A 26,143-nucleotide genomic window follows, 5' to 3' on the forward strand; every position below is an offset into this window, starting at 1 on the left:
AATCAGCCGAGAAGGTTGCGCGCCGCGCGCATGAAGATCCTCGAGCCGATCGGGATCAGGTCGTCGGGAAAGTCATAATCGGGATTGTGCAGCGCCGGGTGGCGTTCGCCGGCGCCGAGGAAGAACATCGCCGAGGAGGCGCTGTGGCCGAACAGGCCGAAATCCTCCGAGGCGCGCATCGGCAGGGCTTCCTCGCCATGCGCGACGCTCTCTTCATCGAGGGCGCGCCGCAGATGCTCGACCGCGTCCGGCGCGTTGACGCTGGCGACGAAGATCTCGTGATAATCCCAGCTGACGGAGAGTCCGTGGCGGCCGGCGATCTCCTTGACCAGCGCCTCGGCGGCGGCACAGAGGTCCGCCATGCGCTCGTCGCGGCGGGTGCGCAGCGTCGCCCAGACCTCGGCGTAAGCGGGCGCGATGCCGAACACGGCCTCGCCCATCTCGGCATGGGTGACGGTGACCATGGAGAAGTCGTCATCGGCGAAGGTCGCGCGGCCGAGCGCGGGCAAAGCCGGCATCAGCTCCGAGATCGCGAGCATGGGCGAAGTTCCGGTCTCGGGCATGGAGGAATGCGCGGTCTTGCCCTCCAGCACGATGCGCATGCCGCGCGAGGCGCAGTTGACCACGCCGGGCTTGAGCCTGACCTCGCCGAACGGCACGCCGGGCAGATTGTGCAGCGAGAAGGCGAAATCGGGCGCGATCTCGCCGAAGCGCGGATCGGCGACGACGCCGGCCGCGCCATTGCCGGTTTCCTCCGCCGGCTGGAACATCAGCACGACGCGGCCGCTGGCAGGCCGCTCGCGGCCGAACTGGCGGCCAAGCGAGGCCAGGATCGCGGTGTGTCCGTCATGGCCGCACATATGCGACTTGCCCGGCACCCGCGACGAATGCGGCACGCCAGACAGTTCCTCGATCGGCAGCGCATCGAGTTCGGACCGAAACAGGACGGTCGGTCCGTTTTTGCCGCTGTCGTAGATGGCCGCGACGCCGTGGCCGCCGAGGCCGGTCAGCACCTTGTCGGGCCCGGTGTCGGCGAGGAAGGCGACGACCTCTTTCGCCGTCTTCTCCTCCTCGTTCGAGATTTCCGGCTGCCGGTGCAGCTTGCGCCGCCACTCGGTCAGTTCGACAATGTCGCGATTGGTCAGGGTCATGTTTTTCGCCTCCACTGCGGTCCTGTGCTAGCGATAAACGGCCATGCCTGCCACGGTCCAAGTTCCGGGCTTTGGCGGGCCAGGCCTCCCGACGGACTTACTTTACGCGGTTGGGGCAGAGCGCCTTGAACTGCTCGAGCGTATAGTCGTAGCCCGAAGCGCCCGAGCCATCGAGCACCACGTTCTCGTCGACGGCGGTGATCCGGTAATCGGTCGGCACATCGGTGCCCTTGTTGCGGCCCTGGAACAGCATCTTGGCGCCATAGAAGGTGGTGAACTCGCCGGCCTTGCAGTTGGCGGTGATTTCGAAGTGCAGCGGCGCCTTCATTTCCGCGTCGACGCACTCCTCGGTGAAATCGTGGCCGTATTCGCGGCAGTAGACGCGGGCGTTCCGCCTGTCGTGTCTGGCCAGGATGCTGGCGTGCGAGGAGCCGATGCCCGACTTTTTGACGATGGCAAGCTCCATTCCGACCCTGGAACCGTAGTCGAGCGTCGCGGCGCCAGCCGGCGCGGCCAGCAGCATGGCGCAAGGCACAGCCAAGAGACGTCGCATGGAAACTCCTCCCCTGGGGTAGAGGATTGACGCGCGGCATCCTCCGGTCAAGCCTTAATGTGGCCCTGCACTTACGCTTCCCTGGGCGGGCTTCAGGTCAGGTGGACCGCATTTTGCCGCACCTGGCCCAATCGCCTCGGCCCGGGAAACGGATGGTCATTATGAGACGATTGTTTATAACGGTCGCTGAAATCGCGATACCAAGGGGAGACGATGCGCTACATACGTCCGCTTTCAATCGAAGATGCCGTGGGCCAACTGGCCCAATCGGCCGGCCCCGCCGCGATCCTTGCCGGAGGCAGTGACCTGCTGGTGAGGATGAAGGGCGGCTTTGTCGAACCCGAACTGATCATCGACATCAAGTCGATCGCCGGCTTGCGCGACATCAGGGAAACCGCCGACGGCTTCAGCATCGGTGCCGCCGTGCCCTGCGCCGTGCTGGGCGAGAACGCCGGCTTGAAGAAGGCCTGGCCTGGCGTGGTCGAGGCGGCGAAGCTGATCGGTTCCAAGCAGGTGCAGGGACGCTGCACGATTGTTGGCAATCTCTGCAACGCCTCGCCGGCGGCCGACAGCGTGCCGGCGCTGGTGGCGGCTGGCGCTCGCGCCGTGGTCGTCGGCCCGTCGGGCAAGCGCACCATCGCCGTGGAGACCGTGCCGACCGCGCCGGGCCGGACCTCGCTCGCCAAGGGCGAGATCATCGAGGCGATCCTGCTCGACAAGCGCGCGCCGCGCTCGGCCGATGCGTATCTCAGGTTCATTCCGCGCACCGAGATGGACATCGCCGTGGTCAGCGCCGGCGTGAACCTGACGCTGGACGCAGCCGGCGTCGTGACGGCCGCCCGTGTGGCGATCGGCGCCGCGGCGCCGACCGTGTTGCTGGTGGAAGAAGGGGCCGAGGCCCTGATCGGCCGCAAGCTCGACGAGGCAGCGCTGGAGCGGCTGGCCAAGGTCTGCGCCGGGGCCTGCCGCCCGATCGACGACAAGCGAGGCACAATCGAATTCAGACGCAAGGTTGCGGGCGTGCTGGCCAGGAGAGCCGCACAGACCGCCTATGCACGCGCAGGAGGCAAATGATGGCTGGTGTAGCTGTTTCAACCACAATCAACGGCGACAGCGTCGAATATCTCTGCCAACCCGACGAGACCCTGCTCGACGTGCTGCGCGATCGGCTCGGGCTGACCGGCGCCAAGGAAGGCTGCGGCACCGGCGATTGCGGCGCCTGCAGCGTCATCGTCGACGACCGGCTGGTGTGTTCGTGCCTGGTGCTCGGCGCGGAAGCGGAAGGCCGCCGCATCGAGACCGTCGAGGGCATGGCGCATGGCGACACGCTGCACCCGCTGCAGCAGAAGTTTTTGGAGCACGCCGCCCTGCAATGCGGCATCTGTACGCCCGGCTTCCTGATCGCGGCCAAGGACCTGCTCGCGAAAAACCCCGACCCGACCGAGGAGGAAATCCGCTTCGGGCTGGCGGGGAATCTCTGCCGCTGCACCGGCTATGACAAGATCGTGCGCGCCGTCCAGGACGCCGCAATCGTCATGAAACAAGCGTAGGAGCGTGACCATGAATTTCGATCCACGGTACTCCAACCGCAATTTCGCTTCCGTAGGCACCCGCCCGATCCGTCCCGACGGCGTCGACAAGGTGACCGGACGCGCCCGCTACGGCGCCGACTTCAACATGGCCGGCCAGCTGGTCGGCCGCGTGCTGCGCAGCCCGCACGCGCATGCCAAGATCAGGAAGATCGACACCTCGAAGGCGGAAGCGCTTGCCGGCGTCAAGGCGGTGATCACCGCCGCCGACCTGCCTGATCTGACCGATGGCGATGCCGCCATGTACGACATCCTCGACAATTGCATGGCGCGCACCAAGGCGCTCTATGACGGCCATGCGGTGGCTGCCGTCGCCGCGATCGATGCCCACACGGCCAGGCAAGCGCTGAAGCTGATCGTGGTCGACTACGAGGTGCTGCCGCATGTCACCGATGTCGACGAGGCGATGCAGCACCACGCGCCGCTGATCAACGACACGGTCTTCACCGAGGGGCTTGAGGAAAAGCCGGCAAAGCCGTCCAACGTCACCAAGCGCTCGCAGTTCGGCCATGGCGACGTCCATCAGGGCTTCGGCCACGCCGATTTCATTGTCGAGCGCTCGTTCAAGACCGAGCAGACGCACCAGGGCTATATCGAGCCGCATGCCTGCGTCGCCAATGTCAGCTCCGACGGCACGGCGGACCTGTGGGTCTGCACGCAGGGCCATTTCGTCTACCGCCAGCACTGCGCGCAGCTGCTTGGCATGGAAGCCTCGAAGCTGCGCGTCACCTCCTCGGAGATCGGCGGCGGTTTCGGCGGCAAGACCCATGTCTGGGCCGAGCCGGTGGCGCTCGCTCTGTCGCGCAAGGCCGGCCGCCCGGTGAAGCTGGTGATGACCCGCGACGAGGTGTTCCGCGCCTCTGGCCCGACCAGCGCCACCTCGATCGACGTCAAGATCGGCGCCCGCAAGGACGGCACCATCACGGCGGCCGAAGCGACGCTGCGCTACACAAGCGGTCCCTATGCCGGCACCTGGGCCGAGATCGGCGCCATGACGGCGTTCGCCTGCTACAGGCTCGACAACGTCAAGACAGTGGGCTTCGAAGTGCTGGTCAACCGGCCGAAGACCGCCGCCTATCGCGCGCCGTCGGCCCCCATGGCGGCCTTCGCGGTGGAAAGCACCGTCGACGAGCTCGCCAAGGAGCTCGGCATGGATCCGGTCGAGTTCCGCATCAGGAACGCCGCCCAGGAAGGCACCCGGTCGTCCTACGGCCCGGTCTACGGCCCGATCGGCATCGGCCCGACGCTGGAAGCGGTGAAGAACCATGCGCACATGAAGGCGCCGCTTAAAGCAAACCAGGGGCGCGGCATGGCCTGCGGCTTCTGGTTCAATTTCGGCGGCCAGACCTGCACCGACCTGAACATCGGCATGGACGGCTCGGTTTCGCTTGCCGTCGGCACGGTCGACGTCGGCGGGTCCCGCGCTTCGCTGTCGCTGGTGGCGGCGGAGGAGCTCGGCATCGCCTATGAACAGGTCAAGGCCATCGTCGCCGACACGTCGAGCCTCGGCTACAATGACATGACCGACGGCAGCCGGGGCACCTTCTCGTCCTCGATGGCGACCATCTCGGCCGCCCGCAACGCGATCAAGATCCTGCGCGAGCGCGCCGCGCAGATGTGGGATATCCCGGTCGACGACGTGGTCTGGGAACAGGGCCACGCGGTCGCCAGGGGCGAGAAGCACGGCAATCTCGGCAAGCTGTCGCTGAAGGAGATCGCGGCGCAGTCCGGCAAGACCGGCGGGCCGATCGCCGGCCATAGCGAGCTCGTCGCCGATGGCGCCGGCGTCTCCTTCGCCACTCATATATGCGACGTCGAGGTCGACCCCGAGACGGGTTCGACCAGGGTGATCCGCTACACGGTGGTGCAGGATGCCGGCAAGGCGGTGCACCCGACCTATGTCGAGGGCCAGTACCAGGGCGGCGCGGCGCAAGGCATCGGCTGGGCGCTCAACGAGGAGTATATCTACGGCAAGGACGGGCGGCTGCAGAACGCCGGCTTCCTCGACTACCGCATCCCGGTCTGCTCCGACCTGCCGATGATCGACACGCAGATCCTGGAAATCCCCAACCCCAACCACCCCTATGGCGTGCGCGGCGTCGGCGAAACCTCGATCGTGCCGCCGCTGGCGGCGATCGCCAACGCGGTCTCGAACGCGGCGGGCGTGCGCATGACCCACATCCCGATGTCGCCACCCCGCATCCTGGCGGCGATCGAGGCGGAACGGGAAGGCTAGGGCCAGATGAGGTTCTGATGGTCGAAGTCACGCTCTGGGGCGCGCTGGCCACGACCGCCGGAGGCAACAGCAAGGTCGAAGTCGAGGCCAAGGACATAAGGGAGCTGTTCAGGAAACTCGCTGAACAGTATCCCGGCCTGGAGCCATGGATCGATCGGGGGATCGCGGTCGCGATCGATGGGACGATTTACCGGGATACTTGGTCGAAGGAGCTGCCGCCGGGGGCGGAGATTTTTTTGCTGCCGAGGTTGGCTGGGGGGTGAGGGGGTACTCAAGATTTGGCAGTGCGGTATCGAACAAAAACTGTCGTTCTGCGACGTCTGGCTCTAACTGCCGCTTAGGCTACCTCGTACTTTCTGGCGACATCACTCGCCGCCTTCTCGATGCCCGGGTAGATTGTGCTGGCCTTGATATTGAGCTTGTCCAATTGGGCTAGGATTGCCACTTTCTGCCGGACCCGTATTCGTGACACTTCAAGGCTGCTATGCCCGGTCTCAGGCAGAATGGCATCTTTTCCGAAGAGCAAAAACGCGCCAGACTGAGAGATCATCCGCTCATGGGTTTTGCGAGCCCTTACAAAGACGATCTTCTGCAAATCGGCAGGCTTTATACGGCCCTCAAAATAGGGCTTCTCACGCTTGATAAAGTGGAGCAGTTTCTGAACTATGGGATCGAGGTTGAATTCCGCCTGAGACATTGTGAGGTCCATCGCATTCTTCTCCTCGTCCTTCATCAAGCAGAGGTTCGAAATACAACTAACTCGGTCGGAATCGAAACCCAGCACATCCGCGCTCCGTGCCCGCAAGACAATGACCTCGCCATCAAGCTCGTTTCCGGCCTCATCTTTTTTCGTTTCAGAACAGCAAAAATACAGAGCAACAAGTGGGTTCGAGCTCACATCAAGCAGGCGTGTCGGAAGTCCGAAGTGCTGCATGCGCACCAACCTGTCGAGCATCGAGCGATCGTTAGCAAACTGGGCGTCTTGATCGCTTAGAAGTTCGCGGACCATTATCTCTTCTTTGGGAAGAAAGCGGTATCCGCCCTCATCATTCAGGCGGAAAAGAGAAGGTGCGAGCCGATAATTGAAGTTCGAATGCCCGCGGTAAAATATTTCCTCTCCTGATTGTTCGGTGAGCCCTAGAACCTGAGTCATGTAAGCCTGAAGCGTTTCGACAACTGGGATATCCGGTTGTGCCGGCTGTGGTGGGATCGGCGCAGCAATATTGGCAACAACAGGCGGCAGGGGAACGATTTCTTGCAAAGCAGCAGCTAAATCTGCGGCTTTGATAGCCCAATGGGTCCGATGTAGTTCGAACTTATCCATTCGGAAAGCCTTGCGGAAAGCTTCCCGGCTCGCAATTGGCACCTCGCCGAAATCATGAGTTAACTGGAATGTATAGTGAATCTCGCTTCCGACGACGGACAGACCTGAAACGTTTCCGAGCCTGATGCGGAAAATTTCATTGTTGTCATCGTCGCGGTCGAGTTCACTCATGAACACTGTGGGCAGCTGTTCGAGGTATGCTAAACTATCTGCCGAAATGGGCTGAAAGCTGGCCGCGATCGAAGGGTCTGTGTATTCCAGAAACCGCGAGAGGGTGAACGTGTCGTTATGTGCAGTTCCTAGCTCAACATTCCAGGCGGAATCATTGCCTGCCATCACAATACTGAACACGACGTACCCCCCTGCTCCTGGCTGATGCTACCTCGAAATGTCCATGCGGTAAAATGATTGAGCTCCGTTGTGGCGGTGATGCAGGCCGGTCGACGAAAACGATCAGGCTGGTCCCGGCTGGCGGACAGTTAAGTGTTGAAAACTCATTCCTCTGCGACAAAAGGGCCCGCTTGTACTTGTTTTGTTCATGCGAATCGGCGCAGACTTAGAGGATGACTCACTCTGCCAGTGTCGCATTGCTCTGTTCATTGCTGAGACCGGACAACGATGCACGACCGACATTTCTGTTCGGAGCTGGAGCATCGTTCACTTCAGGTGTGCCGCTAGCGGCAGAAAGCGTCAAGCGCCTTGCAAAGCAGGCTTACGCCGATCGGGTCCTTGGCGGGAAGACGCTTCCTGAGCAAATTAAGATGTCAGAATGGGTGTCCTGGTTACAGGGCCAGGCATGGTTTGTCCGTGGCGAAGATCATCTTGCGGAGAATTTCCCGCTTGTGATCGAGCATCAGCTAAAGCCAGAAGCCTATCGTAGATCCGTGTTGCTTGATCTTGTCGCGTTGAAACAAGACTTGAGCGAGGGCTACCGCGCCGTGGCGGAACTGGTCTTGCGAGGACTGACCGGCACGATTCTAACCACAAATTTCGACATCTGCCTCCCAAAGGCGCTGCATGACAAGCAACCGCATATTAGGCATGTCTCCGAGGTTAATCGGGCGCCGGGCGATTTCAATGAGTTCTCGCCATTCGCGCGCGCCCAGATTGTCTGGCTGCACGGCAAGGCTGAGCAATATACGGACCGGAACCTGATTAGTGAGACGCAGGAACTTAACCCGGTTCTGGTGCAGAAACTCTTGCCACTTCTTGAGGCCACGCCCCTGGTGGTCGTTGGTTATCGAGGTGCGGAACAATCCGTGATGAGGTCGCTCCTTGGTGCGGAAACAGGTCTCAAATTCAGGCAGGGCGTTTTCTGGTGTCGGCGCATGGGCGATGTGCCCCACCCTAGCGTCGAAGCCCTTGCTCAGCGGCTCGGCACTAATTTCCAGTACCTCGATATCGATGGGTTTGACGAGCTGTTCTGCGACCTGAACCGCGACCTCGCCGGTGTGCAACGGTTTGCGCCGGCCAACACGCCCGAAGCCGTTCGGCAATTCGATGACGAGCCGGTTGCCGGCGCGACATGGGCAGACATCGATGCGGATCTCGCACTGAGTACGTTGCGCCAATACTGTTCAAGGCTGGAACGTGGGATCATCGATTCCACCAAGTTGAAACCTTTGATGCGAGAACTGGGCCTTCTCGCCGGCGATAGTGGCGTCGAGCGGCCGAGCGTCGCATGTGTGTTGCTGTTTGGTCGGGAACCTGGCCGATTCTTCTCGTATGGCGTGGTGTCAGCCACGATCGCGAGGAAGAAACGCAGGCTTTTTGCCGGTAACCTCATAGGGCAGTATCAGGCCATTCTGGACTGGTTTGACGAGGAAAAGATCAACCCCGTCCTGAAAGTGAAGGGCCGCCGTCAGCATGAGACTCGGCCGGCCTATCCCGAGCGCGCCTTGGTCGAACTTCTTGTGAACATGATTGTTCATCGCGACTACGCGGCGGCAAAGCCGTCGCAGATTGATGTTCTCCCGGGTCATTCGGTACGCTTCTCCAATCCTGGTGCGGCATTGAAGGATGCAACAGACCGCCTGCGGATGGGGCCAGATGGAGCCTTCGTGCCCGTACCTGAATTCAGCGATCTACGTAACCGCGCCCTGTGCGACATCTTTTTCGGGATGAGCGCCATGGAGCGTGCCGGCACGGGCCTTACTGACACCTGCGAGCTTGCATCTGAACTCGGCGGAGCTGCAAGTTTCGCCTATCCGCCTGGGGAGGATAGCTTCGTCGCAGAATTATTCCGGGTCGAAGCTTCGGCAGGCTCTGCATCTGTGGCACGTGACCACCGCCCGGTTGGAACCTACGTCCTAAATTTACTCCCGTTCGTGGCGACTCCGCAGTACCTAACGCATATTCCGCTCGCCGCTCGTCGCTGGGATGAGCTTGAAAAGAAAGTCCCTTTCGATGAGGCAGGTACTTTCGTGTTTGAGTGGCGTACAGGTGATCTTTGGTGCTTCCTCTCCGAGGTCGTCGCTAACACGATTTTTGCGCCTGCCGCAGCCGCACCGGCCCGCTCCATCCCATTGGCCGAAGTGGAACAGGACCGCGTCCTCTTGAGCAAATTCTCTTGGCTGGCACGGCGCCACTTTGAGCACCACCTGAAGCAGTTTGAGAGTCAAGGGCTGATCATCGAGAAGGACAAGAAAGGCCATCTGGCGCGGCGCGCATACTTCACGGCGTTCCGGGGAAACAACCGGACGCTCGTCTATGACAGCCCAAGCAGAAAAAACATCCGGCGCGATGTCGTGAAGCGTCGCGGCGAAGATCACAATCTGTGGTTCGAATGCGAAGGCTTCGGCTACGAGGTGGTGCGGCAAGCTAATGTCTGGGGCATCCGCATCAAGCCATTCTATATGTTCGCCAAGCGTGACGGAATATCGCCGCTCCCGGGCTATATGCGCGCAAGCAAAGCTACCCGCCGCATCAAGTTCGACCGAAACGCCAATGTTGAGAGCGATCTCACATTCTGGGGTCGATTCCTGTCGCTGGGAGCACAGACGATTAATATCGGCGGCCGGTACGTCGATGATCTTCTGCTTGATGGAGGGTTTGTGACGGTCGATGTTCAGGAAGGAGGACTAGTCGATGGCTCTGCCGCTCAAGATCGTCGTTCTGCCTGAACCGACCTTGGAATTCTCTAATGCCGCACGTGATATCGACCCACGCCGGGGTCTCGCTGCAAATGGCCCTGTGGATAACAGGGGTTTGCGGACGATAAGGCTCGGGCTCGTGGGCCTGCCTGAGGACATCCAAGCCGCTCGCGCTTGGATAACGCGGATGGAAAGGTTCTCGGCTGCCGTTGAAGGAAATTCAAACCGCTTTCGCGACTGGCCTGGCCTTGAGAAGGCACTTAACAGCCGATTCGTGGTAGAAGACGCGTTCCTGCGGCCGGTGGAACCGGCAGTCTACAACACGCTTTTTCGAGATGCGCTCACCGGGAGGGCCTTCAATGAGCTGGTTGAATTGTTCGATGGCCGGATTAGTAGCCTGTTTGGCGATGACGCCCCAGACTGCATCGTCGTATGCATTAAGCCAGAACTTGGAGATTTGCGGGTTGCCAATCCCGGCCTGACGCCAGAGGAGCGTAAAGCACTCGAAGTGCTTCGGGCGGAAGAAGAAAGCGACCAGCTCGCACTCTTCCAGCCGTCGCCTGACGAACTGAAGGCCGCCGAGGCGCTATACACGATGGCGGATGATCTACTATTTCGGACGTTCTACCGCGCCATCAAGGCGCGGACGATGACCCACGACGAAGCCGTGCCTATTCAAATCCTGCGGCGCGATGCGATTGATCGGCCAGACGATAAGGGCCAAAGCCACGCGACCCGCTTCTGGAATATCGCCACCTCTATCTATTACAAGGCGCGTGGCATTCCGTGGCGGCCAACAGATCTGCCCAAGAACGTCTGTTTCGTCGGCATATCTTTTCATCACATGAAGAAACGAAGCGGCCACCTCGTTTACGCCAGCGTAGCGCAGGCCTATTCGACAGACGTAGAGCCTTTTGCCATGAAAGGGGCAAATATCGATTACGAACAGCGCCGTGACCGACAGCCTTATCTTAATGAAGGTCAGGCGAAGGCTCTGTTGGAAGACGTGCTCGCGCAATATAGCGACAGGGCCGGGGTGATGCCCGACCGTGTAGTGATTCATAAGACGACTGGGTATCAGCTCGAAGAATTGGATGGCTTCAGGAAAGCTGCGAAGGATCGGGTTGCGACCGTCGATTGCGTTTGGATGCGTTCGACGGCGTTTCGAATGGTCCGGAAAGGTTTGGAGGAGCCATGGCGGGGAACGCTGTGTACGCTCATGGATCAATCGTACCTTTTCACGGGCGGTTACGTGCCGTGGTGGAATGAATATCCCGGGATGCATATTCCGGCACCCCTGGAGATTGGCTGTGCCGGGCCTGGCGACGTGCGGGAGCGTGCCAAGGAAATTCTCACGCTCACTAAGATGAATTGGAACTCCAGCGATGGAATTGCGCGTCTGCCAATCACGCTCCTCTTTGCGCGTAAGGTCGGCGAGCTGATGTGCGAACTGTCGGACAATGCGACGCCGAAGCCTTCATATCGATTCTACGTCTAGCTTATATCTTATCGCCGCGTTCCACTCTTGTAAGAACCCCTCACGCCCCCCAACGTCGGCTCCGTATTCACCTCCAGCGCTTCCTCCCGTCCTCGCACAGAACCTCCCCATGCACCTCCAACGCCCGCCCTATCCAGATCGGGTCGGCCAGGTGGTCGCGTTTGGGGTTGGTAGGGTGGATGTGGATATCCCGGTGCTTCAGCATCAGCCAGGGAGCCAGCGTGGTGGCGAAGGAGACCTGGGCCTGCCGTGCGGCTGGTCTGTCGTGCCAATTACCCAGGGACACGCGAAAACGTTCCGCGGCCATTCTGCGCCGCTCGGCTCTGCGTCGACGCCGAACCGAAAACCCGCCCCGCGGCCCCTACGCAGCCGCCTGCGCCCGCACATACGCCAGTCCCGCCACCGCAAGATCCCCCACCGCCAGCCCTCGAAAAACAAACGCCGTGATCTCACCCGGCCTCTTTCTCCCCGCAAAATCGCCGCAGACCAAACCTGTCAGGTCGCCGGCGACCAGTGCTGGATCAACCATGGGGTTGGGCATTTTCGCTTCCTGCTCCAGGTCGTCGACGACGATGCGGTCGAAGCGGCGCATCGTCCGCGGCAGCCAGGGCAGGGCCTGGTCGGTCATTACGGTGAAGCTTCCCGGCTTCAGCCAGTTCGCATCGAGGAATGGCGCGGGCCTGGGCACCAGGGTCACCGTCGTCACCACCATGTCGGCGCCTTCGATCGCGGCCCTTGCCGTGTCGCATGGGACTGCTTGCAGCCCTCGCGAGCGTGCCATCTGGCACAGCGCGTCGCGATTGGCGGTGCCGCGGCCGAAGGCGCGGATTTCGCGCAAGGGGAAGAGGTGGGCGAAGGCTTCGAGATGGCCGCGCGCCTGCACGCCGCAGCCGATGAAGGCCAGGGACGACGCGTCGCCGCGTGCCATGCGCCTGGCGGCGACGGCGCTCAAGGCGGCCGTGCGTTTCTCGGTCACCCAATTGCCGTCGACCAGGGCAAGCGGCAGGCCTGTTTCGGCGTCGAGCAGCGTGATCAGGGAATTCAGCGTGGGCAGTCCGCGCCCGGCGTTGCGCGGATTGACGACCAGCGATTTCGTGGCCAGCACCGGCGGCGTGGAGGCAACGCCGAGCGTCGCCATGATGTAGCGGTCGTCGCCCGGCAGCACGACCGCTTTCGGGGCGCACCAGACTTCGCCGCGCCGCTGGCCGACGATCTGGCGTTCGATCTCGTCGACCATGTCGACTGTCGAGATCGACAGGCGGTCGAGCAGCGCCGATGACAGAAAGGGCAAGGTTTCAGCGGCCAAGGGTTTCATCCAGTCATTCCCATGGGATCATCAAACCCGCGAGAGGGCCAAACCCCCGCTCATCGCGGGCACCTCACGCCTCCAGCGTCGGCTCCGTGTTTACCTCCAGCGCCTCTTCCGCCTCATGCTCCTCGCCGAGAGCCTCGCCATGCACCGCCAGCGGGCGGCCGATCCAGATCGGGTCGACCAGGTGGTCGCGCTTGGGGTTGGTGGTGTTGGGGTGGATGAGGATGCTGAGGCCCTGGTGGTTCAGCATCAGCCAGGGCACCAGCGTGGCGAAAATCCCGGGGGCGAAGGAGACCTGGTACATGGCCTGCCCATGCGGGCCGACCGGTCCGTCGTGCCAATTGCCCAGGCGCACGCGGAAACGTTCGGCGATGCGCTGGCGCAGCCATTCGGCATGCTGCCGCTCGGCCTGCCCGTCATAGTAGATATGGGCGTGGTAGCTGGCGATCTCGGCCAGTTGTCTTGGATTGGGGGGGCTCGGCTGCCCGGCCGGCGTTGAACTGACTTTGCTCATCTCGGTTCTCCCCCTGGTGTCGCGTCCGGCGGAACTTTAGCCGAAGCGCGGCTATCTTGTCTGTAGCCGGGGCGGCGTGCGCCGAGGTCGGCGACAAACAGGCTGTGGGCGCCGCGCAATGGTCGGCTATTCGATCGAATTTCTTTGCAACCCGTTAATTCGGCCATGCGTCAATAAGCATCTGCTAATTATCCGATGGCGTGGGGTACGCAATGACCAAGAATCTCGGCAATGGACGCTATGTGCCGCCCAGGGACACAAGCGTCTCCTTCCTCGGCAAGGTCGCGCCGGCGCTGTTCCCGCTCGTCGTGGCGGCGCTGGGCTATGCGATCGGGCGGCAATTCTTCGGCTTTTAGCACCGAAAGGGCATCAAGCGCCGGTCTCGGTTGCCGCCTCCTCGGCCTCGGCTCGCCTGACGCGGTCGCTGGCCAGAAGCACGACCGGGCAGGCGACGGCAGCCAGCACCGCGGTCGCCGTGTCGCCGAAGAACAGCTCGTCGCCCGGCCGCTGCGTGACGCCCATAACCACCATGGCGGCACCCTTGCCCGCCTCCCTGGCGATCGCCCTGTCGGGCGTGGCACGCGTCCTGATCGCGGTCTCGACGGCAACGCCATAGCGGTCGGCGAGATCGGCGACATCCTTGAGCACGGCCTCCTCGCGGCGGTGCGAAACCGAGCTTGGCGGGCTGCCCTTGCGGGCCTGCGAGACATAGAGGGCTTTCACGCGGGCCCGGTGCGGCCGCGCCAAGGCGAGCGCGAAATCGGCCGCGCGGCGCGCGACTTCGGTGCCGTTGACGGGAACCAGAATGGTCGCGCCGGCGCGCAGCAACGGCATCTTGCCGCTGGATTTGGCGCCATTCAGCACCAGGCAGAGCGGCCGGTCGAAGCCGCTGGTGATATCCTTCAGGGTACCGCTGAAGGTGCCCTTGTCGGTCAGCGCGTTGTCCAGCCCGACCAGCAGCAGGCCGTAGCCCTTGCGCGCTTCGGCGGCGATCGTTTCGGTGGTGGCCTGAAGCTCGGTGCGGGCCGTGAGGTGGACCTTGTCGACGGGCGTATCCTCGGCCTTGCGGACAGCCCTGGCGCTTCTGGCCGCCCCTTTCTTGACCTGCTGCGAGGCCCGCTCGGGACCTTTGTCGCAGGCAGGGCCGGGCAGTTGCCCGCCCTCCAGGTGGAGCAGCGTGGTCGGCATGCCGCTGCCGCCGCCGACCAGACCGGCGAGATAGGCGGTGAACTTGCCGACCGGGCTGTCGTCGACGAGCAGCAGCAACCGCTCCAGCTTCGAGACGAAGCCGCGCTCGTCGAGCAGTTCGCGGTCGACGCGCTGCTTTTCTGCATCGCCGACCGGCAGCCGGCCGAGCGCCCAGCGCAGCATTGGCGGCATGGCCAGCGTGGTGATAACGGCCATGGTGACGATCATCGTGAACAGATTGTGGGAGAGGATGTTCATCGACAGGCCGATCGAGGCGACGATGACCTCGGTCGAGCCGCGCGCGTTCATGGCGCTGCCGATGGCGGTGGCCTCCTTCAGCGACATGCCGGACAGGCGGCCGCCGAGGAAGGCGCCCGAGAATTTGCCGATGCTGGCGATCAGCACCAGCGCCAGCGTCAGCAGCGCCAGCGTCGGGTCGGCAAGCACGGTGAGGTCCGCCGACAGGCCGGCCATGCCGAAAAACACCGGCATGAACAGGGCCGTGATGACGCCGCGCAACTGGCCCTCGATGTGGTTGGACAGGATCGGCGATTCTCCGACCAGTATGCCGGCGACGAAGGCGCCGAGCACGGTGTGGACGCCGATCAGGTTGGTGATCAGCGCCATCACGCCCATGATGATGAGGATGACCGATATGACGGCGTATTCGCTACGGAAGGAATCGTTGCTCCAGCGGATCAGCGCGAACACCGCGCGGCGGCCGATGGTGAAGGAAAACACCATGAACAGCGCCACTTCGGCCACGGTGGTGATGAGCGGCACCACTTGCAGGCTGCCATTGGTGGCGATGCCGAAGGTGACGGCGATGATCAGCCAGCCGATCGTGTCCTCGATGATCGCCGAGGAGATGATGATCTGGCCGAGGTTGCGGCGCATGAAGTTCATTTCGCGCACCACCATGGCGACGATCTTGACCGAGGAGATCGACAGCGCCGTGCCGAGGAACAGCCCGGCGACGATGCGCTGCGTCGGCTCGGGCAACAGCGAGCCCGGTAGCACCTGCGCCAGCGCGAAGCCACAGGCAAAGGGCACGACGACGCCGGTGATCGAGATCGAAAAGCAGGCCGCGCCCACCCGCCGTACGAGGCGCAGATCCGTCTCCATGCCGGTCAGCAGCAGGAGGAGCAGAATGCCGAGCTGCGAGACGGCATCGATCATGCTTTTCTGTGCCGGGTCGGTGGAAAAGATCAGATGCTGCGCGTCGGGCCAGAGCCAGCCGAACAGCGACGGCCCGAGCAGGATGCCGCCGATCAGCTGGCCCATGATCGCCGGCTGGCGATAGCGCTGGAAGATTTCGCCCAGCCCGCGCCCGACCAGAAGCAGGAGGACGATCTCGGCGACGAACAGCCCTTCGGCCGAGCCGCCCATGCCCGAGGCGTGACCGGCCGGCTGGGCGGCCAGCGCGTGGCTTGCCGGTGCCAGAAGGAGAATGGCCAGCGAAAAGGCGACCGCGGCGCCGTGCGACCTTGTTGCCGTTGGGTGGATCATGGGTCCCTTCAAGACGCCGCCGCGGACTGACCATAACAACGCGCGGCTGAGGTTTGCGTTGCAGCCTCCGTCGCGAGATATTGGCGTCAGATATCGGGCTTAGACGTGGACGTCGCCGAAGGAGAGCTCGCCGTCATCGCCCGGCGTCAGGAAGGCGGCGGCCACCAGGCCGGCATAGAGGAAGGCAACCACCGCGACGATGGCCGCGCCTGGAACGGGACCGAGCGCCGCCGCGCCGACGGCCTCGCGCAATGTGCCGGCAAAGCCGACCGGCGCGCCCTGATTGATCAGGCTCGGCGTCGACAGTTTGAGGACCCAGGCAAGCAGCAGGATCAGCATCATGTGCAGGTAGTTGCGGCGCAGCCGGCGCGCCAGCGCCACACGCTGCGAGACCAGGAATTTCGGCGTGCGCAGGCTCTCGCCGAGGATCAGCAGCCAGTCGGAAGCAAAGTCGGGCTGCGGCGAGAAGATCTGCGCGAAATAATGGCGCTCGAACTGGCGCACGCGGGCGCGGTAGACATCGAAGAAGCGGTAGCGGCGCGCCTCGATCCACAACAAGAGCAGCACCAGCAGCATGGCGAACAGCAGCACGCCGTGATGGGCGCTGGCCGTCGACAGCGACACCGACAGCATCGCCGCGACAACCGTGATCGCCCAATTGCTGGTGCGGTCCAGGCGGTCGCGCCAGCCGGCCATGCGGGCGATCTCGGCGCGATGGAAATGGGACATCACGGTGACCAGTTCGCCTGGCAAAAGGGGCCTGCCGACGGGCGTTGCCGGCGCATCGTTCATGACTTCCTCCCAACCTGATGCAACGTTCCGGGAGCGATGTCGTTCCATGGCGCCGTGGCCCCGCGCCAAATGGGACGGGTGGTCGCTTTCTCCCGGGTTTCCCCGCGCAGTATGTCGCCTTCGGACGTCGCGGGCGCGCGGAACTCGTTCAGGCGCCGGCGGGACAGCGCCCCCCTCTGTCCTGCCGGACATCTCCCCCGCTTGGGGGGAGATTGGCAGCGTCGGCAGCCTCTTGAGTATCTGCCTCCGCTGGGCAACATGGCTGCCATGGCCGAGGCATGCGAATGAACAAGCCGATTTCCGCCGCACCGCGCAAGCCCGCGCTCCGCAAGCCGCCGATGGCGCTGACCGAGGCGCTGGTGGCGCGCACCTTGCGCGCGGTCGAGGATGCCGGGCCGACGCCGGGCATGGTCTATATGACCGACCAGGATTATGCGCGGTTTCGCGACGAGATCCTGGCCAGCGCGCCGGCCGGGCCGCTGAAACTGTTCGCCTATGGCTCGCTCCTGTGGAAACCGGCGGGAGAGGTGCGGGGTGGCGAACGGGCGGTGGCGCGGGGCTGGCACCGGTCGTTCTGCTTCACCGTGCAGCGCTTTCGCGGCACGCTCGATCAGCCCGGCCTGATGATGGCGCTCGACCGTGGCGGCCAGTGCCAGGGGATGGTGTTCGAGATCGCCGAACCGGTGGCCGACAATCTGGAAGCGCTGCTGCGCCGCGAGATGACCATCCTGCCCGCCGTCAACGTGCCGCGCTGGCTGCGGGTCAGCACCGAAGGCGGGACGGGCCAGGCGCTCGGCTTCGTCGTCGATCCCGCCAATCCGCGCTATGCCGGCAAGCTCGACAAGCCCGCGGTCGCGGCGACGCTGGCCAGAGCCGTCGGCCATTGGGGCTCGGGCGCGCAATATCTGTTCGAGACGATCCGCCACCTAGACGCCTGCGGCATCCGCGACCGCAACCTGTGGCAGTTGCAGGAACTGGTGGCGCAGGAGATCGGGCGGAGCCATGCCCGCTGAAAAACCGAGCCGGCGCCGCGCGAATGCGCCTGCGTGAACAGGAAATGGCTGACGACCGCCGAAGGGCGGGGGGGCGGGGTATCGACGGTCGCCTGAGCGGAAGGGGCCATGGATTGAGCAAACTACGTTGCGGCAGGCCCTTACCTATAATAGCTGATTTGGCCACGATGAACAGTCTGTTCGTCCGGTTGGGACGAAGCCGCTGTCAGCGGGTGAAGGCGATCGCGTCCACCGCCGAAGGAACTATGTTGGCTTTGCCGTCCATCTCACCGATATTCCTGTCGCTCCATGTTCCGGCTTGACATACATATCCCGGCGGTTATACGTAACCAATAGCCAACGGGTTATTGATTAGACATGACCGATGCTCACGATGCGCTGTTCAGGACGCTTGCCGACCCGACGCGGCGCGCCATCTTCGAACGATTGTGCCGCCAGGGGGAGCAGACCGTGGGCGCTCTGACAATCCAGTCCGGCGTCTCGCAGCCGGCGGTGTCGAAGCATCTCGGCTTGCTGAAGCAGGCCGGGCTGGTGCGCGACCGGCATGAGGGCCGTCAGACGCATTACAGCGCGCAGCTTGCCGCGCTGGCGCCGCTGATGGACTGGACACGCCATATGGCGGGGTTCTGGGAAAGCCGGTTCGACGACCTCGAGGATTTGCTCAAGAGGATGGACCAGTGAACGATAGTGCCCAGGAGACCCGCACTGTCGTCGTCGAGCGGGAAATCTCCCATCCACCCGAAAAACTCTGGCGCGCGCTGACGCAACCGCATCTGATCGAGGAGTGGCTGATGAAGAACGATTTCGATCCGGTCGTGGGCCATCGCTTCAACATCAGCGCCGACTGGGGCGGCGTACTGGACTGCGAGGTGCTTGCCGTCGAGCCGCACAAGACGCTGTCCTACAGCTGGAACCTGGCGCACAAGGATCCGGCCTTCGATCTCAGGAGCGTGGTGACTTTCACGCTCACCCCGACGCCGACGGGAACCCATCTGCGCATGGAGCAGGCCGGTTTCCGGCCCGACCAGAGGCGGGCCTATGGCGGCGCCAAGGTGGGGTGGCCGCAATTCCTGGAGAAGCTGGAAGAGCTTCTGGCGCGGACGGACTGAGGTCTCCGGCCAGGCCGAAAGCCACACGGCACTATTAACACTATTAAAGGGCGGTTCTCCGCCAGCAAAACCCATGGAGAAAAAGCGATGAAACTCAAACTGACCAGCATCTATGTCGACGATCAGGAAAAGGCGCTTGCCTTCTATACCGACGTGCTGGGCTTCACCAAGAAAGCCGATTTCAGCAACGGGCCGTTCCGCTGGCTGACGGTCGTCTCGGCCGAAGAGCCCGACGGGACCGAATTGCAGCTGGCGCTGAACGACAACCCGGCGGCCAAGGCCTACCAGCAGGCGACCTTCAAACAGGGCCAGCCGGCGCTGATGCTGTTCACCGACGACATCAAGGGCGACCACGAGCGCATCAAGGCGAATGGCGGTGCCTTCGCCATGGCGCCGACCGCGGTGACCGGCTCGACCATCGCCCAGGTGAATGATGGCTGCGGCAATCTCGTCCAGATCACGGAGCTGGCGCGCTGGTAAGGGGCGCCGGTTTCAACGCATGCAAGAGGAGGTAGCATTGGACTGGAGCAAATGGATCAGGCAGACGCATCGCTGGCTGTCGATCATCTTTACGGCAACCGTCGCCGCGAACTTCGCCACCATGGCGTTCGGGCAGCCTCCCGCCTGGGTGGTCTATTCGCCACTCCTGCCGCTCTTTCTTTTGCTGTTCAGCGGCCTTTATATGTTCGTGCTGCCCTATATTTCCAGGGGACGCAGCGTGCAGCGGGCCAACGGATAGGAAGGAAGCCGCATGGCCAAGATCGAGCAGAAATCGAGCGAGCCCGCCAAGGCCGAGCCGAAGCTGCTTTCCGGCGGCAACCCGCAGATCGCCAAGGGCTATGGCGACGCCCCGGTGCAGGCCTACATCGCGGCCATGCCGGGTTGGAAACGCGAGGTCGGCCAGCGCCTCGACGCGCTCATCGAGCGCGCCGTGCCCGGTGTCCACAAGGCGGTCAAATGGAACTCGCCCTTCTACGGCGTCGAAGGCGAGGGCTGGTTCCTCAACATCCATTGCTTCGCCAAATACATCAAGGTGGCTTTCTTTCGCGGCCAGTCGCTGGACCCGGTGCCGCCGGTCGCGTCCAAGAGCAGGGATACGCGCTATGTCCACATCCACGAGGACGAGGCCTTCGACGAGGCGCAGTTCAGCGCCTGGGTGAAGCAGGCCAGCCAATTGCCTGGCGAGCGCATGTGAGCGCGCTATTTCCAGCGTTTGAAGGAGAAACGGCATGACGACCACCGGACTGCAGGACAGCAAATCCCCCTCCGAGCTGATCGACGGCAGGATCAGCGAACTCGGCGATTGGCGCGGCGAGATGCTGGGGCGGCTGCGCGCGCTGATCCATCAAGCCGATCCCGACGTGGTCGAGACCTGGAAATGGCGCGGCGTCCCGGTGTGGGAGGATGCCGGCATGATCTGCACGGGCGAGACCTACAAGGCCGTCGTCAAGCTGACCTTCGCCAAAGGGGCTGCGCTGCCCGATCCCGCACGCCTGTTCAACTCCAGCCTCGAAGGCAATACGCGCCGCGCCATCGATTTCCAGAAGGGCGAAGAGATCGACGAGGAGGCCTTCAAGGCGCTGGTGCGCGCCGCCGTGGCGTTGAACAAATCGAAGGCGCGAAGGTAACCGCGTCTGTCGACAAAGGCCGCCGTCGGTGCTGCCCCTCACTGTCCTGCCGGACATCTCTCCCCGTAAACGGGGCGAGAGGGGCTGGCCGCGACGCCGGCGCCCGGTGATCCACTCTTTCATCGTCCAGCGCATCGGCTTCGGCATGTTCTGTTCGAGCGGCCAAGGCGTCCGCGGTCAGCCGTCCCGCAGCCAGACCAGCATCTCGCCGGGCTCGCGGTTGTCCCAGGCGAAATAGGGGATGGCGGTCAGCCGCGTCTCGACCTTGGCCGGCGGTTCGGAACGATAGAGCCCGTCCTGCCAGCCGTCGCCGGCATCGGCTTGCGCCGTGGCTGAAAGCGTCACCACACCGCCGAGCAGGTCCGGTTCGTCATGCGCCTCTATGCCGACCGTGCGCGGCAGGGTCAGGCGATGCAGGCTGGTGTCATTGTCGGTCGCCTCGACGCAGTAGATCAGCGGCCCGCGCGACAGCGCGACGCGGCCGACATCCTGCCGGACCTCGGGATTGGCGTAGAGCCGCTCGATCGGCATTTCGAGATCGAGCCGGACACGGTCGCCCTTTGTCCAGTTGCGCCGGATCGCGGCGTAGCCGTCGCTGGTCAGTTCCTCGAGGTCGACCGCCTCGCCGTTGATTTCCAGCTTGGCACTGGAACTCCAGCCCGGCACCCGCAAATGCAGCGTGAACGCCACCGGCGCCTGCGGCTCGACCGTGATCTCGACCGCGCCATCCCAGGGATAGCGGCTCGCTTGCGCCAGCGTGACCGGCACGCCCGATATGTCGAAGCGGGCGGCGGAGTCGCCGTAGAGATGCACGGCAAGGGCGTCGTCCGCCAGGCTGTAGAAATAGCTGCCGATGGAGGCGACCATGCGCCCGACATTGGGCGGGCAGCAGGGGCAGCGGTGCCATTTCCATCTGTTGTGCTTGCCCCGGCTTTCCAGCGGGTTCTCGTAGAAGAACAGCGAGCCGTCGAGCGACAGGCCGGAGATGGAACCGTTATAGAGCGCGCGTTCCATCATGTCGGCGTAGCGGGCGTTCGGTCCCATGCCGAGCATGCGGCTTGCCCAGAACACCAGCCCGACCGAGGCGCAGGTTTCGGCATAGGCGGTTTCGTTGGGTAGGTCGTAGTCGCTGGTGAACCCCTCATTGTGCGCCGACGGCCCGAGCCCGCCGGTGATGTAGAGGTTCTTGGTGGTGAGGTCGTCCCACAGGCGGTCGAGCGCCACCCGCAGCGTGTCGTCGCCATATTCGGTGGCGATGTCGGCCATGCCCGAATAGAGATACATGGCCCGCACCGCATGGCCGACGACCTTGTCCTGCTCGCGCACCGGAATGTGCGACTGGCTGTATTCGTAGGTCTTGAAATGATAGGCCTTCGGGTCGGTGCCGCGCGCGCGCGCCTCCTCGTCGAAATAATGCGGCTGTTGGCCGCGCTGGTCGATGAAGTATTTGGCCAGCTCCATGTACTTTTGTTCGCCCGTCACCCGCGCCAGCTTCACCAGCGCCAGCTCGATCTCCTCATGGCCGCAATAGCCTTTCTTCTTGCCGGGCTCGGGCCCGAGTACCGAGGCGATGTGGTCGGCGTAGCGGCACATGATGTCGAGCAGCTTGCGCTTGCCCGTCGCCTGGTAGTAGGCGACCGCACCCTCGATCAGGTGGCCGGCACAATAGAGCTCGTGGCAATCGCGCAGATTGGTCCAGCGCTTGCCGGGCTGGATGCGCTGATACCAGCTGGAGAGATAGCCGTCCTCCTGCTGCAGCCTGCCGTACATGTCGATGACGGCGTCGATCTTGTTCTCCAGTTCGGGGTTCTTGCGCCGGTAGAGCGAATAGGCCGCGGTCTCGATCGTCTTGCCGAGATCGGAATCCCAGAACATCTGCGTGGTCACCGTCGAACCGGTGAAGCCGGGGGAGGCGGCCTCGTCGGGAGACGGCGAGTGGAACGGGATGACAATTCCGGGCGAGGGGCGGTCGGGGTCGATCTGCTCCAGCATGCGCGCCTCCACGCAGCGGTCGTAGAGGATGTCGGCTGTGCGCGTGGCGACCGCCTCGGCGCGGTCGCCCCAGAAGCCGCGCACGTCCACCTGCGGCACCGGAAGCGGGCGGAAGGCGAGCTTCGGCTTGCCCGTTCTAGCCGTTCTTGCGGTTTGCGATCCGGTCATGAACTCACTCCAATTCGGTCTGTTATTTGACGGCCCCGGCCATCAGGCCGCGGATGTAGAAGCGCTGCAAAGCGAGGAACAGGATCAGGCACGGCACCATCATCACGGTGACGCCCGCCTGCACGGCGCCCCAGTCGATGGCGCCGAAACGGCCCGACTGAAGTGCGGTCATCATCACCGGCAGCGTGAATTTGGACTGGTCGGTCATCAGCACCAGGGCGGCGAGGAATTCGTTCCAGGCGCCGAGGAAGGCGAACAGCGCGATGGTGACGACGCCAGGCCAGACCAGCGGCAGCATGACCTTTATGAGCATGGTGGCGTTGCCGGCGCCGTCCATGCGCGCGGCTTCCTCGATCTCGCGCGGCACCGCGTCGAAGGCATTGCGCATCATGAAGATCGAGAACGGCAGCTGCAGCGTCACATAGACGCCGACCAGCCCGGTCAGCGTGTTGTGCAGGCCAAGCTTGGTCAGCACCAGGAAGATCGGCGTCAGGATCGACTGGAACGGGATCATGATCGTCGACAGGATGAGGACGAAGAACAGATCCTTCAGGGGAAACCGAAACCGCGAAAAACCGTAGCCGGCGAGCACGCTGACGATGACCGACAATATGACCGTCATCACCGAGACATAGATGCTGTTCTGCGCCGAGGCCCACAGGCCATCGCCGAAGCTGTTCAACGTGGCGTAGTTTTCCAGCGAGAACCCGGTCGTCGGCCAGGGCGGCAGCGGCGGCAGGCGGGCCTCCTGCGCCGGCTTGAAGGCCGACAGCACCGTCCACACGATCGGCGCCACGAACAGCACCGAGGCGACGATGCCGGTGGAGTGCCTGGCCAAGTGCGCGGCGAGCTTGCCTCTGCCTGACATCGCCTGCGCCATCAGTCGAGCCCCTCGGGCTTGCGCAGCAACCAGAGCTGGACGAGGCTGAGCGCCACAAGGATGACCAGCAGCACCATGGAAAGCGCGGCGCCATAGCCGAGCTTGAACGAGACGAAGGACTGGTTGAAGATCCAGTACACCGCCGTCAGCGTCTGGTTGCGCGGGCCGCCGCGCAGGATGATGTAGAACTGGTCGAAGGCAAGGATCGAACCGGCCACCGACAGGATGAGCGCCAGCGCCAGCGTGCGGCGCATCAGCGGCAGGGTGATCGCCCGGAACCGCGCGAACGGTCCGGCGCCGTCGATAACGGCTGCCTCCTGCAGGTCCTGCGGGATCGATTGCAGGCCGGTCATCAGGATGATCATGGTGAAGCCGGCGACCTTCCACACCACCATGGCGATGATCGACCAGAAGGCCGGCTGGAAGGTGGCGAGCAGGTTGAATTTCTTGTCGATCAGGCCGAGGTCGTAGGCGGCCGGGCTGAACAGGCCGGAATCGACGTTGAGGAGCCATGACCAGAGCAGGCTCGCCGAGGCAAAGCCGACCACCGCCGGCATGAAGAACATGGTGCGGTAGAGATTGGTGAACGGGCGCGGCCGCTCGATGAAGATCGCCAGCGGAAAGGCGACGGCGAAGATCGCGATGGTGACGACCAGCGTGTAGTAGCCGGTGAATCTCAGCGCGTTCCAGAACCTGGTGTCGCGCAGGATCGCCCAGTAATTGCCGAGGCCTATGAAGGAGTGTTCGCCCATCAGCGGCCAGTTGTGCAGCGACATCCAGGCCGTCATGCCGAGCGGGATGACGAAGAACAGCATGACCAGCGCCACCGCCGGCGCGACATAAAGCAGGCCGATCCATTGCCGGCGCCCGGCACCGACGAGTTTTCGGACGCGGGGCGGGGCGGTGGTTGTGGTGATGGCGGTCATGGCTGAGCTCCTCCTTCTCCCCCTGTGGGGTGAGCGGCCGGTTCGCCGAAGGCGAATTCATCGTGCCGGTGGCACGATGAAAGGCCAGCGAACGCCGGGACGCTGCGAAGCAGCGGGGACCCGGCAGGGTGGATCGGCCACCCCCCGGCCCTTCGCAGGCTCAGGGCGTTCGAAGCTCGAAAAGCCAAGCAGTTGGCTTTTCGTCCGCTGCGCGGACCGCTTCTCACCCCACAAGGGGAGAAGGGGGAGCGAGCCTTGCCACGCACCGAATTCGTGATAAAAGTGAGGTTTCTCAACGCGATAGCCTGCTATTTGAATCAAAACAATTTCCGGCCGCCCGCCCAGGGAGACAGGCGGGCGGCCGGACAGGCGTGCGCTTACTTCTGCGGCGCCTGGTCGATGATCGACTGCATAGTCTCCTGGGCGTTGGCGATCGCGCCGTCGACGTCGTCGCCGAAGAAGACCTCGTTGATCATCTGCGTCCACGGGCCGTTGGCGGAGTTGATCAGGTCGTTGAACACCACCGAATAGGGCGTCTTGCCCTTGGCCATCGCCTCGGCGGCGATCTGGTAGCGCGGATCGAGATCCTTGAGCGCGTCCTTGGCGATGTCGCCGCGCACTGGCAGGCTGCCGTATTTGGCGAGGATCGTCTGGCCTTCGAGCGAATAGGCGAAGTCCAGGAACTCTTTCACCACGGCGAGTTTCTTGGTGCCCTTGGTGACGACGAAATTGTCGCCGCCGGCAAAGGACGACCAGTTGCCATCCTTGCCCGGCAGGAAGGTGACGCCGTAGTCGACATTGGGATATTGCGTGTTGAGCGCACCGATGGCGAAGGCGCCGGACGGCGAGATGCCGATATTGCCGGCGGCGAAGGCGGCAAAGAAATTGGCGCCGGTGTCGGTCTGCGCGCCCGCCGGCACCAGGTCCTTCTTGACCATGGAGCGGTAGAGATCAATGGCGCCACGCAGCTGCGGGCTGTCCAGCGTCGCCTTCGAGCCGTCCTCCGACAGGATGTCGCCGCCCGAGGCCCAGATCAGCGGCGTGAAGGTGAAGATGTTGCAGCCGCCGCAATTGCCGGAGAAGTAGAAGCCCTTGATGTTGCCGCCAAGCGCATTGACCTTCTCGGCGTCGGCTTCGATCTCGGCCCAGTTGGCGGGACCTTTCTCGGGGTCGAGGCCGGCCTGCTTGAACAGCTTCTTGTTCCAGATCAGCACCGAGGCGTCGGCCGAGAAGGGCAAGCCGTAAATATGGTCCTTGTAAGTGCCGGTCTTCACATGCGCCGGCGACAGGCTGGAAAAATAGGGCAGGGACTTCGCCCAGTCGGTGATGTCCTCCAGCTGGCCGGCGGCGGCGAAGGAGGGCGTGTAGATCAGGTCGAGCGACAGCGCGTCGGGCGCCGTGCCGCCGGCCGCCGCCGCGCCATATTTCGGGATGATCTCGGCATTGGGGATGATGTCGAGCTTGACCTGGTCCTTGTTCCCCTTGTTGAAGGCGTCGACGATCCTTGGCATGAAGTTCGAGCCGTCGGCGCGTACCCAGATGTTGGCGGTATCGGCGGCGGCAAATTGCAAGCCGCAGCCCAGGGCGGCGGCCGTCAGGCCCAGTTTGGCAATCAAAGTCCTCATGTTCTCCTCCTCCACATTTGGCCGCGATGCGCGGCTTGCCGCCG

The 26,143-nt window shown here is 63.4% G+C and carries 26 protein-coding genes; 14 read left to right on the forward strand and 12 right to left on the reverse strand.

What is annotated here, in order from left to right:
• Positions 1 to 2: 2 nt before the first annotated feature.
• Both O7A70_RS08505 and O7A70_RS08510 read right to left on the reverse strand, forming a co-directional pair.
• Positions 3 to 1,151 (reverse strand): amidohydrolase, encoded by a 1,149-nt coding sequence (locus tag O7A70_RS08505; protein WP_337139975.1) that lies wholly within the window; start codon positions 1,149 to 1,151, stop codon positions 3 to 5.
• Positions 1,152 to 1,248: 97 nt separating this feature from the next.
• Positions 1,249 to 1,704: a hypothetical protein gene (locus tag O7A70_RS08510; protein ID WP_337139976.1), complete on the reverse strand. Its 456-nt coding sequence runs from the start codon at positions 1,702 to 1,704 to the stop codon at positions 1,249 to 1,251.
• Between the two features lie 213 nt (positions 1,705 to 1,917).
• Between O7A70_RS08510 and O7A70_RS08515 the strand changes: the two genes are divergently transcribed.
• Genes O7A70_RS08515 through O7A70_RS08530 form a run of 4 tightly spaced genes read left to right on the forward strand, consistent with a single transcriptional unit; the run spans position 1,918 to position 5,792 of the window.
• A complete protein-coding gene (locus O7A70_RS08515) occupies positions 1,918 to 2,778 on the forward strand; it encodes an FAD binding domain-containing protein (RefSeq protein ID WP_337139977.1) in 861 nt (286 codons plus the stop codon).
• Entirely contained in the window at positions 2,778 to 3,254 is a 477-nt protein-coding gene (locus tag O7A70_RS08520) for a (2Fe-2S)-binding protein (protein WP_337132657.1), read from the forward strand. The genes O7A70_RS08515 and O7A70_RS08520 overlap by 1 nt, the downstream gene beginning before the upstream one ends.
• Positions 3,255 to 3,264: 10 nt before the next feature.
• Positions 3,265 to 5,529, forward strand: coding sequence for a xanthine dehydrogenase family protein molybdopterin-binding subunit (locus O7A70_RS08525; protein ID WP_337139978.1), 2,265 nt, complete (start codon positions 3,265 to 3,267; stop codon positions 5,527 to 5,529).
• Between the two features lie 17 nt (positions 5,530 to 5,546).
• Positions 5,547 to 5,792: a MoaD/ThiS family protein gene (locus O7A70_RS08530; RefSeq protein WP_337108784.1), complete on the forward strand. Its 246-nt coding sequence runs from the start codon at positions 5,547 to 5,549 to the stop codon at positions 5,790 to 5,792.
• Positions 5,793 to 5,866: 74 nt separating this feature from the next.
• Here O7A70_RS08530 and O7A70_RS08535 read toward each other — a convergent pair whose 3' ends face one another.
• The gene (locus O7A70_RS08535) at positions 5,867 to 7,204 is read right to left on the reverse strand and encodes an FRG domain-containing protein (protein ID WP_337139979.1); all 1,338 of its coding nucleotides are present in this window, start codon (positions 7,202 to 7,204) and stop codon (positions 5,867 to 5,869) included.
• A gap of 212 nt (positions 7,205 to 7,416) precedes the next feature.
• Here O7A70_RS08535 and O7A70_RS08540 point away from each other — a divergent pair, with 212 nt between their 5' ends.
• Together O7A70_RS08540 and O7A70_RS08545 are read left to right on the forward strand one after the other, a co-directional pair.
• A complete protein-coding gene (locus O7A70_RS08540) occupies positions 7,417 to 9,975 on the forward strand; it encodes an SIR2 family protein (RefSeq protein ID WP_337139980.1) in 2,559 nt (852 codons plus the stop codon).
• Positions 9,941 to 11,443 carry a hypothetical protein gene (locus O7A70_RS08545; RefSeq protein ID WP_337139981.1) on the forward strand — a complete coding sequence of 501 codons (1,503 nt, stop codon included), beginning with the start codon at positions 9,941 to 9,943 and terminating at the stop codon, positions 11,441 to 11,443. Before O7A70_RS08540 ends, O7A70_RS08545 begins: the two co-directional genes overlap by 35 nt.
• Before the next feature lie 67 nt (positions 11,444 to 11,510).
• On the opposite strand, the gene O7A70_RS08550 is transcribed toward O7A70_RS08545, so the two are convergent.
• The 3 genes from O7A70_RS08550 to O7A70_RS08560 all read right to left on the reverse strand — a co-directional run bounded on the left by O7A70_RS08550 (position 11,511) and on the right by O7A70_RS08560 (position 13,269).
• Positions 11,511 to 11,729, reverse strand: a complete 219-nt coding sequence (locus O7A70_RS08550) for a hypothetical protein (protein WP_337139982.1) — start codon at positions 11,727 to 11,729, stop codon at positions 11,511 to 11,513.
• Between the two features lie 75 nt (positions 11,730 to 11,804).
• Entirely contained in the window at positions 11,805 to 12,758 is a 954-nt protein-coding gene (locus O7A70_RS08555) for an ornithine cyclodeaminase family protein (RefSeq protein WP_337139983.1), read from the reverse strand.
• Between the two features lie 64 nt (positions 12,759 to 12,822).
• On the reverse strand, positions 12,823 to 13,269 hold the full coding sequence (locus tag O7A70_RS08560) for a DOPA 4,5-dioxygenase family protein (protein WP_337139984.1): 447 nt from the start codon (positions 13,267 to 13,269) through the stop codon (positions 12,823 to 12,825).
• 212 nt (positions 13,270 to 13,481) lie between these two features.
• Between O7A70_RS08560 and O7A70_RS08565 the strand changes: the two genes are divergently transcribed.
• Positions 13,482 to 13,625 carry a hypothetical protein gene (locus O7A70_RS08565; RefSeq protein ID WP_337139985.1) on the forward strand — a complete coding sequence of 48 codons (144 nt, stop codon included), beginning with the start codon at positions 13,482 to 13,484 and terminating at the stop codon, positions 13,623 to 13,625.
• Positions 13,626 to 13,638: 13 nt separating this feature from the next.
• Here the strand turns inward: O7A70_RS08565 and O7A70_RS08570 are convergent, their stop codons facing one another.
• Positions 13,639 to 15,846, reverse strand: a complete 2,208-nt coding sequence (locus O7A70_RS08570; protein WP_442921172.1) for a cation:proton antiporter domain-containing protein — start codon at positions 15,844 to 15,846, stop codon at positions 13,639 to 13,641.
• A 219-nt stretch (positions 15,847 to 16,065) separates the two neighbouring features.
• Positions 16,066 to 16,758, reverse strand: a complete 693-nt coding sequence (locus tag O7A70_RS08575) for a DUF2270 domain-containing protein (RefSeq protein WP_337139987.1) — start codon at positions 16,756 to 16,758, stop codon at positions 16,066 to 16,068.
• Positions 16,759 to 17,042: 284 nt separating this feature from the next.
• On the opposite strand from O7A70_RS08575, the gene O7A70_RS08580 reads away from it, so the two are divergent.
• The 7 genes from O7A70_RS08580 (at position 17,043) to O7A70_RS08610 (ending at position 20,508) form a co-directional block, all read left to right on the forward strand.
• Positions 17,043 to 17,771, forward strand: coding sequence for a gamma-glutamylcyclotransferase (locus O7A70_RS08580; protein WP_337139988.1), 729 nt, complete (start codon positions 17,043 to 17,045; stop codon positions 17,769 to 17,771).
• Positions 17,772 to 18,128: 357 nt separating this feature from the next.
• On the forward strand, positions 18,129 to 18,452 hold the full coding sequence (locus O7A70_RS08585) for an ArsR/SmtB family transcription factor (protein WP_027146469.1): 324 nt from the start codon (positions 18,129 to 18,131) through the stop codon (positions 18,450 to 18,452).
• The gene (locus tag O7A70_RS08590; protein WP_337139989.1) at positions 18,449 to 18,880 is read left to right on the forward strand and encodes an SRPBCC family protein; all 432 of its coding nucleotides are present in this window, start codon (positions 18,449 to 18,451) and stop codon (positions 18,878 to 18,880) included. Before O7A70_RS08585 ends, O7A70_RS08590 begins: the two co-directional genes overlap by 4 nt.
• Before the next feature lie 87 nt (positions 18,881 to 18,967).
• Positions 18,968 to 19,360 (forward strand): VOC family protein, encoded by a 393-nt coding sequence (locus tag O7A70_RS08595; RefSeq protein WP_337139990.1) that lies wholly within the window; start codon positions 18,968 to 18,970, stop codon positions 19,358 to 19,360.
• Between the two features lie 37 nt (positions 19,361 to 19,397).
• Positions 19,398 to 19,619: a hypothetical protein gene (locus O7A70_RS08600; protein ID WP_337139991.1), complete on the forward strand. Its 222-nt coding sequence runs from the start codon at positions 19,398 to 19,400 to the stop codon at positions 19,617 to 19,619.
• Between the two features lie 12 nt (positions 19,620 to 19,631).
• Positions 19,632 to 20,075, forward strand: a complete 444-nt coding sequence (locus O7A70_RS08605) for a DUF1801 domain-containing protein (protein WP_337139992.1) — start codon at positions 19,632 to 19,634, stop codon at positions 20,073 to 20,075.
• A 34-nt stretch (positions 20,076 to 20,109) separates the two neighbouring features.
• The gene (locus O7A70_RS08610; RefSeq protein WP_337139993.1) at positions 20,110 to 20,508 is read left to right on the forward strand and encodes a DUF1801 domain-containing protein; all 399 of its coding nucleotides are present in this window, start codon (positions 20,110 to 20,112) and stop codon (positions 20,506 to 20,508) included.
• 177 nt (positions 20,509 to 20,685) lie between these two features.
• Here the strand turns inward: O7A70_RS08610 and O7A70_RS08615 are convergent, their stop codons facing one another.
• The 4 genes from O7A70_RS08615 to O7A70_RS08630 all read right to left on the reverse strand — a co-directional run bounded on the left by O7A70_RS08615 (position 20,686) and on the right by O7A70_RS08630 (position 26,099).
• Positions 20,686 to 22,668, reverse strand: a complete 1,983-nt coding sequence (locus O7A70_RS08615; protein ID WP_337139994.1) for a glycoside hydrolase family 127 protein — start codon at positions 22,666 to 22,668, stop codon at positions 20,686 to 20,688.
• A 22-nt stretch (positions 22,669 to 22,690) separates the two neighbouring features.
• Complete coding sequence (locus O7A70_RS08620) at positions 22,691 to 23,548, reverse strand: carbohydrate ABC transporter permease (RefSeq protein ID WP_337139995.1); 858 nt, start codon at positions 23,546 to 23,548, stop codon at positions 22,691 to 22,693.
• Positions 23,548 to 24,474: a carbohydrate ABC transporter permease gene (locus O7A70_RS08625; RefSeq protein ID WP_337139996.1), complete on the reverse strand. Its 927-nt coding sequence runs from the start codon at positions 24,472 to 24,474 to the stop codon at positions 23,548 to 23,550. The genes O7A70_RS08620 and O7A70_RS08625 overlap by 1 nt, the downstream gene beginning before the upstream one ends.
• A 377-nt stretch (positions 24,475 to 24,851) precedes the next feature.
• A complete protein-coding gene (locus O7A70_RS08630) occupies positions 24,852 to 26,099 on the reverse strand; it encodes an ABC transporter substrate-binding protein (protein WP_337139997.1) in 1,248 nt (415 codons plus the stop codon).
• Positions 26,100 to 26,143 lie beyond the last annotated feature (44 nt).

Origin of the sequence: Mesorhizobium sp. Cs1299R1N1 (assembly GCF_037179655.1) — a bacterium.
In the GTDB taxonomy this organism is placed as follows: Bacteria; Pseudomonadota; Alphaproteobacteria; order Rhizobiales; family Rhizobiaceae; genus Mesorhizobium; species Mesorhizobium salmacidum.